A 13,552-nucleotide genomic window follows, 5' to 3' on the forward strand; every position below is an offset into this window, starting at 1 on the left:
TATGCGCACCTACGCTGTTTTCGCCCGCCGTTTGTCGGCATTGAAAGACTTGCCATTGCTGTTCATGCGATTGGTATTGGCCTACGGTTTTTATTTACCGGCAAAAATGAAATGGAATGATATACATGGTATTGGCGACTGGTTTGCACAGCTGCATATTCCCATGCCTTATATCAGCGCCTACCTGGTGGGGATTACGGAAGTAGCCGGTGTAATATTGTTAACCCTTGGATTGTTTGTTCGTTATATTACCATCCCGCTTATATTCAGCATGATTGTGGCCATTGCAACGGTGCACTGGAATAACGGCTTTGCCGCCGGCGACAACGGTTTTGAAATTCCGCTTTACTATATCGTGATGTTGTTTACCCTGTTCGTATTTGGCGGTGGCCGTATTGGCGCTGATTTTTTCCTGGAAAGGAAATAAAATGAGTAGTTGATCGTTTTAAAGGTCAACCAAAGTTTTACCCCCTGTGAAAACTGCTGTATGCATATTGCTCCTGTTCTTGTTTTCTTTTCATGATAATCCCCCGATGGGTAATCCCCGATATGATTTTGCAGATAGCATAAAGGCCCGGAGTGGAAATGCTTACTGGCATTTGAGTTATAACATGGACAAGTTATCTGTGGCAGGGCATGCCCGGGAGGCGGCCATCTATGAGGATTCCATGTTGGGGCGTGGTGAAGATATCCGGGTTAATTTGCAGGAAGATAGGATCATAAATGCCCGGCAATATGTCCTGGATCAGGCAGACAAATACCGCGTTATTATGATCAATGAGGCGCATAGTCGCCCGGAACACCGCTTATTTACCAAGTCGTTATTGGGGGCATTGCATAAAAAGGGATACAATGTTTTTATGGCGGAAGGAATTTGGGCGATTAATGATCTCGATAAAAATCATTACCCGGTTAGTGCTGACGGCACTTATCTGAACGAGCCTAATTATGGTGAGTTAATTCGTTTTGCGTTTAAGTCCAGCTACCAGGTAAAATCCTATGAATACTACACCAAGCCTACCTGGGACGACAGCGTAAAGCTGGATCAATATGGTTCTGTCAAATATCTGGCCTTCGATCCGCCAGACTCCATGATTATAACGGTAAAGCCTAATGGGGAGCGGTATTTTTATTATACACTTTCCCGGGAGAAAGGGCAGGCGGCGAATATTTATAAAGTCATGCAGGCGAACCCTAAAAGTAAGTTTGTTATCCATGTAGGGCATGGGCATCTAAGTAAGGACGGTACCATGATGGGTTCGCAGTTGGCGAGCCTGGCGCCGGATGTACCTATATTGGCCGTAGACCAGGATATGACGTTGCGTACTTGTGTGATTGACTCACTGACAAAAGATACCCTGCGGCAGTTCCGCCCATATGTGCTGCAAAACCGCCGTACACATAGGTATTACCGGGGGAGTTACTCGGTGGATTGTTCGGTGCTGAATGTTGAATGGAAAGATTCGCTGTTGCGGCCTGGTTATCTTTTCCGGGATGTGGAACCCAGAAGGGTGTATCGTATTCCGGCGAAGCAGTTAACAGATTACCCCTGCATGTTTGCGGCCTATCTGCCGGAAGAATTAAAAGCCCAGGGCGAAAAAGCGATTGCTATAGATGTAGTGTACATGAATAATGCCGGCCAACAACCGCCATTATTGCTTTATCAGGGTAAATATACCATTGTGAAAAAAACGAAGAATGGCATTTATAGCAGTTTTGAAGCAGCTATAAAATAGCTTTCAAGGGATTTTCATGTAGATGTAGTAATTTCGGCCCCATTCATAGTGACCATTTACAATGCAGTTAGCCAGGGAAACGATAGGTAGCGAATTACAGCAATTTGAGGAAATATTTAATCATGCCATGCAAAGCGATGTAGCGTTGCTGAACAGGATCATGGCAGATATTGTTGCCCATAAGGGCAAACAGATGCGACCTATGTTCGTGTTGCTTTGCGCCCGTTTATGCGGCGCCATCAATGACGGCAGTTACCGGGCTGCTTTGCTGGTAGAGATATTACATACGGCCTCCCTGGTGCACGATGATATGGTAGATGATGCGATGAAGCGCCGGGGTGCTTTTTCTGTGAATGCCCTGTGGAAAAATCGTGTATCCGTGATGGTAGGTGACCAGCTTTTTACCAAAGGTGTACTGCTGGCACTCGACAATAATGATCCAGGCCTGCTGAAAATTTATGCGGATGCTATACAGCAAATGATAGAAGGAGAATTATTGCAGATGACCAAAGCGAATAAACTGAGCTTTGAAGAATCGGATTATTTCGACCTGATCAACGCCAAAACCGCTTCTTTCCTGGCGGCGGCCTGTGCCGCAGGTGCTTCTTCTACGGCTACAGATCCGGCGGTAGTGCAAACACTGCACAACTTCGGCCAAAAGGTAGGCATGGCCTTTCAATTAAAAGATGACCTGTTTGATTATGGAACTGCCGATATTGGTAAACCTACCGGCAACGATATTAAAGAGAAGAAAGTAACCCTGCCGCTTATTTATACTGTAAAACATGCAGATCCCCTGTTAAAGAAAAAGATACTCCACATTGTTAAACATCAGCACACGGATAAAGAGCAGGTAAATTTTGTAGTCAACATAGTTAACCAATCAGGCGGACTGCAATATGCTGCGGAGAAAATGATGGCTTACCGTGATGAAGCATTTGCTTTATTATACACGTTCCCTGCTTCGCCTGTTCGTGCAGCCCTGGAAGAGTTAGTACGGTATACTACCGATCGGGCTTATTAGTGAACAGGGGATGCCTATTGAAATGATTGACCAGTGCGAATTTTGTCTTTGTACAGGATTAGACTGATTATATGATTTTCCCGATTTTTATTTTTAGAATTTTGAAAGATAGGTATACTTTAGGGAAGAGAGGTGAATAGTACCTTCATCTCTCTTCCCTGGTCTTTTTAGTCAAAAAAATAAAATCAGTATAATCAGTCTAATCCTGTACAAAGACAAAATCCGCACTGGTCCATTGCTTTTGGCTTTTCCCTCTCCACTTTTGGCTTTTCCGCGGATTAATTTTTGAAAAATTTTTAGCAAAAAGCTATGAAAAATCCTTTTAGCTAATTACATTTGGTATGTAGCGTTAAATAAACAACCAGAATTTAAAGAGCATTGATAGTACTCATAGACAGTGTGAACCCGACCCGTGCTTCCTGTAGCTTCCCCGCTGTTTGTTAGTATTAACAATTATTGAAAACCAAAAGAAGTTCCAGACCGATTTAAAAATTTCACGTTAATCTTTTGTTCCATGACTCATCGTTCATCGCAACCTGTTAGGGATGCACGCTGCCCCTAAAAGTGGCTGATACGTTACGTTTTCGCGGTTTATATGTTATCATTATTACGCTCATGCGGTATACCACCTGGGCCTGATAGTATATTGCGCTGCCTTAACCCTAACTATCTCTAAACTAACCGTAAATGGCATACTCCTGAAAAGGAGCAGGGCTTGCTATGCCCCTATATGTCGAAAACAACACTACTGCTGGTGTAAAGCTTCTTTACGCCATGGGATTTTCATGCCTAAACACTGCATGTATGAAACACATTTACCTGATCCTGCACAAGGGTATGTATCTTTTTGCAGCGGTGTGCCTGGTTGCTACCAATACACAGGCACAGAGTACGCTGTATAAAAAGGCAAAAGATACGGTCGCCGTAAACGCCGACTCACTGGCCTTTTCCAGAGTATCTTCTTCCAAAAGAGACACCATGGGATATATTCCCAACAATGAACTCTTTTTTAAAACCAGTCCGAATGGCGCGGTTTCTTCCGTGAATATGATGGAAGTTAAAAAAATGCCCTATACCAGTCTTGACCAGATGTTGATAGGGAGGGTAACGGGAGTGGATATACGAACGCCTTCCGCTGAACCGGGCAAACGAAACAGCGTATTTATTCGTGGTACGGCCTCTTTGTTACTAAGCAACCGCGATATCTTTTATGCGCAACCTACTTACGTGGTAGATGGGGTGCCGCTGATCATGGATCATGCGTTTGCTTATGACATACAGCGTTTTGATTTTAACAGGATGGGCACAGAAACCAACCTGTTGTCTTTCCTGGATGTCAACGACATTGAAAGCATTGAAGTATTGAAAGACTTCGCTGCCAGTGCGAAATACGGACCCAATGCGGCGAATGGCGTTATTAATATTGTTACCAAAGCACCCCGCGTGGGTCCTATGAAGGTATCGGTCAATGCTTATGCCGGTGTGTCTTTACGTCCGTCGGTAGATGCGGTGAATGGAAAATATGAAAGTGATTTTCGTTTGCCCTTTTACCATAAGTATGCGGATGAAACACAATGGCGCAATTTCCCCCGCTACCTCGCAGACTCCTCGCAGGCCCGGTATTTTGGGCCGGCAAACTGGGATGACTTGTATGTAAGGAACGGATTTACAGATGGTATACAGGCCGCGGTAAGCGGCGGTACGCCTTATGCCAACTTCCGCTTTAGCATTGGGCAGATGTCGCAACAGGGCGTATATGATAAAACTGGTATCCGTCGCTATGATGTTAATTTTGGTATCAACATCCAGCCGGTGCGGAACCTCGTGTTTAGCACATATGTGGCCATTGCCAACCTGAATCGCAAGCGTAACGAATTTATCCGCGACCGCGCAGGAGACGAAGATTACCTGTTTAGCTATGACGCGCCTCCATCTCCCAATAAATCTTACCTCCAACAATATTACGCAGACCTGGATAATACCATTAACCGCAACAAGAATAACTCCGCCCGCATTATTGCGAATGTGAAGTATAGCTTTTTGTCGCATTTTTCCTGGAACACCCGTTTTGCGATTGACTACGGCCAAAACTTCCGTGACTTTTTTGTGCCCACTGCTTTGGGGGAAGGAAATAGTTATGTCTCCAATTTTGATGGGCTGAATAAACGGCTACTCCTTGATAACTCCCTGCATTATGAAAATACTTTTTCCGGTAAACATCACCTGGACATCAGTCTTGGACAATACAGCCAGTGGGATAAATGGCGCTACGACTATGGCCGTGCTTACAAAGGATCCAGTGATTTTGTGAAGATATACCAGCCGGGAGATGACAATAATAAGCCCGGGCGTTTCGGCAACTTCCGGCTGATGTTTAACACGAAAGATTTTACCCAGTCGAGACTGGCTTCTTTCTATACCAACGTTGGCTACAATTACGACGGAAAATATTTTGTAACACTGTATGTAAGAAGAGATGGTACTTCTTATCTCGGTGCGGATCACCGCTGGCTGGTATCGCCTACCTTATCTGCTTCCTGGAAGGTGACCAATGAAGCTTTTGCCAGCGGTATAGACTGGCTGAGCAATCTGAATGTAAGAGGTAGTTGGGGCCGTGTAGGGCGCCTGATGATGGATGAAATCTATAAATCCGGCGCCATCTATGACGTGGACGCTGGTTGGAATGGCGTACCGAATATGTCGACCTACAACGCTTTCCCGGCGATTAATGCTGCTTATACTACCGGGTATATTACCCCCGGTATTTCCTGGCCGGTAGTGGAGCAGTTAAACGGAGGTATTGACATTGGCTTGTTTCATGACCGTGTGCGGGCGTCGCTGGATGTGTATTCCAAAACAGACAGGAACCTGGTGCTGAAAATCCCTACCATCGAAGAAGAAGGCTTTAATGGTATTGTAAAGAACGGCATGGATATCCGCAACTACGGTTATGAATTATCCATTGCGGCAGATGTGATCCGGAATAAAAAATTCCAATGGACTACAGGTATCAATGTATACACGAACCAGAATAAATTGATCGCCTTACCGGATGGCCTTACCAACCTGGTGATCGGCAGTCGCCGTTTCATGGTGGGCAAGCCGATTGACCGCTACTGGCTGCTGATGAATGAGGGCATTTATAATTCAGATGCAGAAGTACCTGTGAACCCCGCTACCGGTAAGAAATTATCTTACCTGGGCGTAGCACTGCAAAAAGGAGATCCTAAATGGAAAGATCTGGACGGCAACTTTGATATCAATGATAAAGACCGGGTGATGAAGGGACGCATGGTAGCGGCTGCACAGGGCGGGTTTACCAATACGTTTCATTACGACGAATGGGAGTTGAATATATTATTGAATTATGCTTTTGGCCGTCAGGTTATCAACCAGGTGTTGGCAGATCGTTTCGATTTTGCTAACCGGGAAGGCATTGATGATCCGAAAGGTATCAAAGAAATCAGCTGGTGGTCTAAGGTACCGGGCGACTACAATAAAATTCCGCAGTATAATCCCTGGAGCGCAGTATATGCGTATCAGCCCAATCAAACGCTATTCCTTGAGAATGCTTCCTACGTGAAGCTGCGTGCGGTAACGCTGGCCTACAACCTGCATACGCCCTGGATGAAAAGATCCGGTGTAGATCACCTGCGGATATACGCCACCGGTAATAACCTGCTTACCTGGACTAATTACAAAGGTGGTGATCCGGAAGCAGTCAGCTATTTCGGTTACGATGAAGGTTATTACAACTGGTCGGCCCCGCGCACTTTCACCCTGGGCTTCAATTTTCAATTCTGATGTTAAAATACCTGATCATGAAAAATATTGCTGTTGCCGGAATATTATTATGCCTGGCGGTAGGTATGTTATCTTGTAAAAAGATGCTGGACGTGCCTGCCCGCAGGGCATTGTCAGAAGAAAATATGTGGCAGACAAAGAATGATGCCCGTGCGGGATTGTCGGCCTGTTATGCACTGATGCGAGCCGCCATGTGTAACGAAAATGCACACTGGGTATACGGCGATTTGCGGGCAGGGGATTTCCAATCTTCCAAAAGGGGCGACCTGAAAGCAGTAGTGGAAAGTAACCTGAATGCCACGTTTACCACTATGGCACAATGGCGTGACTGGCGCAGATTTTATGCTGCTATCGCCCAATGCAATCTCACGATAGCCAAATTACCACAGGTGACTAAATCGGATTACCGGTATTCACAAAACGATCTGACACTGGATATCTCACAAGCCATCTATATCCGTGCTTTCCTCTATTACTATATTGTAAGGATCTGGGGAGATGTACCACTGGTTACCAAAGCAGCAGATGGTACCCCCAAAACGATTGCCCGCGAGAAGTGGGAGAAAGTGCTGGACTTTGCCGCGGCGGAGGCCAAAACCTGTATTGACGGATTACCCTGGAGATATGATGGGAAGTCGCCCGAACAACAAGGGGAATACCGTGGCCAGGGGGAATCGCATCATAAGTCGATCACCATCACTAAAGGGATGGTATATACGTTGCTGGCGCATATTTATAGCTGGCAGGGCCAGTATGATAAAGCACTGGAGTATGCAGACATCGTGGTGAATACCACCTCCAACAGCGGCTACAACTTTGTAAACGTAAATGACCTGACCAAGCTGGATGGTGCTTTCCGCGGACGTTACGACTGTAATATTTTCCAGGTGGATATGAACTTTGACCACGCGGAGATTTCTTCCACTGGTCAGTTGGAAGACTGGACGCTGCGGGATCCGTATATCCCTAAACGTGAGTCGGAGATATATGTTCCCCGTGATACCATATTGAAAATTTATAACGAACCTCATGAACAGCGCCCGGCCTACTTCTTCACCAAGCTGGATGATACTTATCCCATCTTTTTCAAGATGAAACAGATTAATACCAGTGTAACGAACCCGGTATTGAAAATGTATTCTTCCTGCATTATTGTGTTCCGCTATGAAGAATTATACCTCTTGCGTGCAGAAGCGAAAGCCCGCCTGGGAAGAGCTGCGGACGCACAGAAAGACCTGAACCGTATCCGTAGCAGTCGCTCCCTAAAAAATGTAAATAGCTCATTAAGCGGAGAAGCATTGCTGGATGCCATTTTGTTGGAACGTCGGCGGGAGCTGATGGGCGAGGGCTGGTATTGGTATGATCTCGTGCATTTCAAACGTATTCCTCAATACACGCCGCTTACACAGGCAGATGTAGACAAAGGAGCAGCTTTCTGGCCGATATCACAGGATGCATTATCTAACAATCCTGCACTCACACAAAATAATTTCTGGAAATAATCATCACTGCCATGAAAAAGATTTTATTACTGCTGGCTATCACCGGATGTTTTGCCTGCAAAAAGGGAATGCAGGAGTATCGCCATGCGAAGCCTGTATCTGACGTGGGAGTAAGCACTTACGACTTCCTGAAGCAACAGGGCACGTTGTATGATTCATTGCTATGGATCATTGATAAGGTACAGCTTACCGACGTCTTAAAAAACCAGAAGGTCACTTTTTTTATACCACAGGACAATAGTATAGAAACCGCTATGCGTAATGTTAATATCGCGCGGATTCGTTTAGGCGATCCCGGTAACTGGACGATGGATAGCATTCCTCTGAAGGTATGGGATAGCCTCTTACGCCGCTACATTTTACCTGGTATTGTAGATGCCGATTCCCTGCGTTATGCCGATGGTGTAGACCTCATATCATTATACGAGCATGATATGAACGGGAAAATAAGTCGTACCAATGCTTCCGGCGCCGTAGGCGGCGGTACGGAAGTCGTGATGTTCAGCGATAGAAATGGTTCCCGGTTTATTAAAGACTGGTCTACTGCGCTTACACAGAACGTGGATATCAAAACGAATAATGGACTGATGCATATCCTGGAAACCCGGCATGTATTCGGTTTCACCTCTTTTGTAGGGAAAGCATATCCTAAGTCGCTCGAACCGATACAAGGCCCGTACCTGGGCTATCCGCTGGAGATACCGGGTATTATCAACGCCGCCGACTACGATGAAGGTCCTGCCAACATCGCTTTTCATTACAACAATGGCGGCGGTAACCATGCTTACCGGCCGGACGCACCTGGTACCGAGAACTGCTCCGATGGTGATACACAAGTAAGTCCCGGAGGTGCCTATAACATCGGTTGGACCAGTGATGGCGACTGGGTAAGATATACCGTGAATATCAAGGAAGCCGGGCAATACAAAGTGGACTTGCGGATAGCTGGTAATGGCGGGGGGATTATTTACCTGATGATAGATGACGTAAAAGTGTCTGATGAAATTGCGATTCCCGGCACCGGTGGCTGGCAAAACTGGAAGAGCGCTATTGGCACTGCTACCTTACCAGCAGGCAAGCACCTGATGAAAGTGATGATCAAGAAGGCCAATCTGAATTTGCATCGTGTTATTCTCACTAAAATAAACTAATCCGCCATGTACCCGCAAATATATAAATATGCTTTGGCCGGCTTGCTTACGCTATTGGTAAGTAGCTGTTACAAAAGTCTGTTGCCAAAAGATAAAGACCATTTCAGCAACAATGCCAGCTTCGACGGCGATCTGTATGCCGCTAATTTTGGCCGTACCAACGTGTTCTATGGCAAGTTTAATCCCGATTATTCTACCCAGCCACTCACGTTCGAACTACAAAATATTGCAGATAAAAATGGGATGCCTGTACCGGCATTAAGAGAGGAAGTGAATACCTGGCAATGGAAAGAATATTATAGTGGTAAGGAGAAAAGTGTGGAAGAAATCAATGCCAAGCGCATACTGGTAAAACGGCCACTGCTAGATATCCGGCCTAATTCAGGCGACCTTATTTTCTGGACCACTGATACCTCTAAAATAAAACCAGGCACTTACACCTTCGACATCTTTGTGAAGAACAATGGTGGTCAAAAAACCTTTCAGAAAAGGAAGCTGCAGCTGGCACTTCCGCGTCCATACGAACCTTATGAATTTGATGATTTTACCGGGTTAAGGAAACCGCTGGATAAGGGCGGCATCCTGCATCCCACGGTATTGATAGGAGTGAAGGATAAACTAAATAATAACATTGTAGCAGAAAATGTAACCGTTTATTTCCGGAAAACAGGTACCGGTAAGAATACGCTTTCCATGAAGTTTTTCGATGCAGATTCTGTGCCTATTCGTTTGCCCGCTTTCAACATCACCAGGTGGGATAGCCTGGTATACCGGAGTAATACGATCCAGGAGATGGTGCCTTTTGCCTTCAACCGGAAAATGACGAATGATAGTACGGTAGTGACCTGGGATATTACCAATCCGTTTCCGGTGCTGGCAGATGTAGGGGTTAGTGAAGTGGCCAGTATTGGATTCATTTATGAGCGGGTATCCTATGGGGTACGCACGCAGGCCGCACTGGGGATGCAGCTCGCCATTTTTGAGCCGGGCAGTTGGGATGTGATTTTCAAGTTTAACGTGAGTCCCAAGTTTGCCAACGACTAATCCTATTCTGAAAACATTAAAATTTCTGTGCCATGAATAAACGGTACTTCATATTGCTGGTCATGTTCCTGCTATTGGCAGGCGCCAGTTATACGGTATATGCCCAGGAGGCTATTACTGTAAAAGGTAGAGTAACGGATGCTGCTTCCAAAGAAGGTATTCCGGGCGTTACCATTATTGATGTCAAGAATAATAAGGGATTGGGTGTAACAGATCCTACGGGTCATTTTACGATTAAAGCAGCGCCGGATTTAGCGATCCAGTTCCGTTATATCGGCTACCGGTTTGAAACAGTAAAAACGAACAAGTCAGGTGTGTTGAATGTGACCCTTGCAGCGGAGAATAAATCGTTGAAAGAAACGGTGGTAGTGGGTTACCAGAAGCGTACCAAAGAAACGGTATCAGGTTCGGTGGCCGTTATTTCCGGGAAGGATTTGCAGGACGTGCCGGTATCCAATATCCAGGAATTATTGCAGGGTAAAGTAGCGGGGTTGAATATCCAGAATAACTCCGGCGCGCCGGGTTTTCGTGGTACCATGTCCGTTAGAGGAGTATCTCAGCTGAATGTAAGCGGTAGTGGTGATCAGGCGTACCTGGCCAGTAATAACCCTTTACTGGTAATAGACAATGTGCCGGTAGATTTCGACGGTGGTATTTCCCAGTCGATGTTACAGCCGGGTGCAGCCACCGGCCCACTGGCGCTGATTCCACCGGAAGATGTGCAGTCTATTGAAGTGATGAAAGATGCGCAGGCCACCGCCTTGTATGGTTCCCGTGGCGCTAATGGTGTAATTGTAGTCACTACCAAACGTGGTAATTCTCCCACACCTATCATTGATGTGAACAGCAGCATTTTCGTGAACTTTCCGCCTAAGCTGCGGCCTACCATTGGAGGTAACACCGAACGGCAGTATCGTATTAATTCCATCCTCGCCAACTCCCGCGATATACAGGATGCGAGAAACCGGTTATCAGACCTGGACGCCTTGTTCCTGACAGACAGCCTGAATAGTTTTTACAACAACTCTACCAACTGGCAGGGATTGTTTTATCAGACAACGGTTAATACCAACAACAACGTACAGGTAAGCGGTGGTAATATCAAGATGAACTATAAAGCCAACTTTGCCTACCAGATGAACCAGGGAGTATTGAAGAATACCGGTTTTAATAAGTACAGCCTGAATATGCAGTTGAATATGCAGCCAAGTAAAAAGCTGCGCATCGGGGCACAGTTATTCAGTGCCTTGGGACAAAAGCAGCGCGGCAATGGTGGCGGGCTTACCAACAACGGCGCCGGCGATGCCTTTACCACTTCCTTGTTACCAGGTCCTTCCAAGTTTATAGGTAATCCGCAATTGGATGGATACGAGAATAATGTGGATGATAATAATACCATCAACTTCCGCGGTTTCGTGGATGTAGACTATGAAATTATCAATAACCTGCGGATCAATTCCACCACCTCCTACGATTACTATACAGATACCAGGGATCAGTTTAAAATGTCGTTTTCCAATAACAATGCCACCCAGTTGTATGGCTTTGTAGGCCGGCATGATGAACTGAACACCCGTAACGGCGTGAACTATAGCTATAGTTCCAATAAAACGGACCTGGAGAAAGGGAACAATGTTTACGCGAGTGTTTTCAGCGAAATAAATATCAAGTCAGATGACCAGCATGTGAGAGATGTGCGCAACGGTCCGAATGATTATTACTGGGGACCACGTGGTTATTCTCCCCGCTTTTATCCGGGCAACGTCTGGAACAATGCCAATGAAGTAAATGTAAATGGTACGCCGGTATCTTATGTGTATCATGCTGCTTCGTGGGCGGGTTTCCTGTCGTATAACTATCATACCAAATATAGTGTGGATTTGGCTTACCGGCTGGATGGAAGTTCAGCAGCGGGTATCAACAATCCCTATACGAAAAACCCTTCGGTAGGTTTCCGTTGGAACTTCAACAAAGAAAATCTGATGCGCCGTTTGAACTGGCTGGACTATGGATCTGTTCGTGTGACCTATGGTTTGAACAGTCGCCCTACGGCTACAATTTTGAATTCGCTGGGTGTGTATAAAAGTGTGTCCGGGTATAACAACAACATCGCTACTATACCTGAGTTTGACATGTTAGCGAATCCTTCCATGGAGCCGGAGAAATCATCGCAATTCAATTTCGGGGTAGACCTGGGCTTATTCAAAGGCCGTATAGAAGTGATTTACGACACTTATTACAAGAACAACTATAACCTGGTAAGAGATGCGTATTTACCTAACTCCACTGGTTATAAAAAGATGCAGGTAAATGGTGGCGCCATTGTAAACTATGGACACGAGCTGTCCATTACTGCCCGGCCGGTGGTGCATGTGAATCCCCTGGGCTTTCAATGGACCGTGAGCATAAATGGTGCATATAACAGGGGCGTGTTAACAGAATTACCGGGAGGCTCGCAATTTTTCCTCTCTTCTACAGATGACAGGAACAAACAGTTCATTGCTTTGCGGGTAGGTAGAAATCCACAGAGTAACTTTTTATTCCAGACAGATGGCGTGTATAAAAGTACTGCCGATGTACCCATTGATCCTGTGAGGGGAGTGCGTTACAAAGCAGGTGCAGGACCAGGTTCGCAGTTTTTCCAGGCAGGAGATCCTATCTGGAGGGATTTGAATGGCGACTATGCATTGAGCGACGCGGACTATGTGATCATGGGAAATCCTGAGCCATTGGTAACCGGTGGTTTTAATAATACGTTCAGCTATCACAACTTATCATTGAGTGTATACTGCACTTACCTGCTCGATCGTAGCATTATGAATAATGCCATTGCGGCGAGAATTTACCGTTTGCAGGCGCCGGGTGAACAGAAGATCACGGGTGTAGCAGAAGGGCCGGTAAACCTCTATGATATCAGCCGGTTGGATTACTGGAAACGCCCGGGCGATGTGGCTTCCCGTCCGGCTATTGTAGGCTCGTTTGATCACGATATGCTGGTACAACCTAACCGTATGAGTCAAAGCCTGGTAATGGAAGATGGATCTTACTTTAAGATTAACCAGGTGACCATGGCATACCAGTTCCGCAATTTTGATTTTATGAAGCGCTTGAAGCTACGGGTATTGCGGGCATATTTCACCGCTTATAATGTGGCCATCTTCTCCAAATATTCCGGTCCTAACCCGGAAACGGTTACCTCATTGGGAAGGGATGATATCAATGGATATCCTGCTGCCAGCAGTTTCACCTTTGGTATAGGCGCTCAATTTTAATCACGTTTAAATTATTTTC

Annotated in this window: 8 protein-coding genes; all 8 read left to right on the plus strand. The window is 45.8% G+C overall.

Annotation, left to right across the window (positions count from 1 at the left end; all coding sequences use genetic code 11):
• The first annotated feature begins 1 nt into the window (after position 1).
• Positions 2-427, plus strand: coding sequence for an HvfX family Cu-binding RiPP maturation protein (locus tag AC5ZC7_RS05135; protein ID WP_496160668.1), 426 nt, complete (start codon positions 2-4; stop codon positions 425-427).
• A 184-nt stretch (positions 428-611) separates the two neighbouring features.
• Positions 612-1,736 carry a hypothetical protein gene (locus AC5ZC7_RS05140; protein WP_511911399.1) on the plus strand — a complete coding sequence of 375 codons (1,125 nt, stop codon included), beginning with the start codon at positions 612-614 and terminating at the stop codon, positions 1,734-1,736.
• Positions 1,737-1,797: 61 nt separating this feature from the next.
• On the plus strand, positions 1,798-2,760 hold the full coding sequence (locus AC5ZC7_RS05145; protein WP_496160666.1) for a polyprenyl synthetase family protein: 963 nt from the start codon (positions 1,798-1,800) through the stop codon (positions 2,758-2,760).
• Positions 2,761-3,564: 804 nt separating this feature from the next.
• A complete protein-coding gene (locus AC5ZC7_RS05150) occupies positions 3,565-6,564 on the plus strand; it encodes a SusC/RagA family TonB-linked outer membrane protein (RefSeq protein ID WP_496160665.1) in 3,000 nt (999 codons plus the stop codon).
• A 17-nt stretch (positions 6,565-6,581) separates the two neighbouring features.
• Positions 6,582-8,066: a RagB/SusD family nutrient uptake outer membrane protein gene (locus AC5ZC7_RS05155; protein ID WP_496160664.1), complete on the plus strand. Its 1,485-nt coding sequence runs from the start codon at positions 6,582-6,584 to the stop codon at positions 8,064-8,066.
• An 11-nt stretch (positions 8,067-8,077) separates the two neighbouring features.
• A complete protein-coding gene (locus AC5ZC7_RS05160; protein ID WP_496160663.1) occupies positions 8,078-9,217 on the plus strand; it encodes a carbohydrate-binding protein in 1,140 nt (379 codons plus the stop codon).
• Between the two features lie 6 nt (positions 9,218-9,223).
• Positions 9,224-10,261 carry a DUF5007 domain-containing protein gene (locus AC5ZC7_RS05165; RefSeq protein WP_496160662.1) on the plus strand — a complete coding sequence of 346 codons (1,038 nt, stop codon included), beginning with the start codon at positions 9,224-9,226 and terminating at the stop codon, positions 10,259-10,261.
• A 32-nt stretch (positions 10,262-10,293) separates the two neighbouring features.
• A complete protein-coding gene (locus AC5ZC7_RS05170; RefSeq protein WP_496160661.1) occupies positions 10,294-13,533 on the plus strand; it encodes a SusC/RagA family TonB-linked outer membrane protein in 3,240 nt (1,079 codons plus the stop codon).
• The last annotated feature ends 19 nt before the right edge of the window (positions 13,534-13,552 follow it).

This window comes from Chitinophaga sp. 9-1-y (assembly GCF_059511905.2).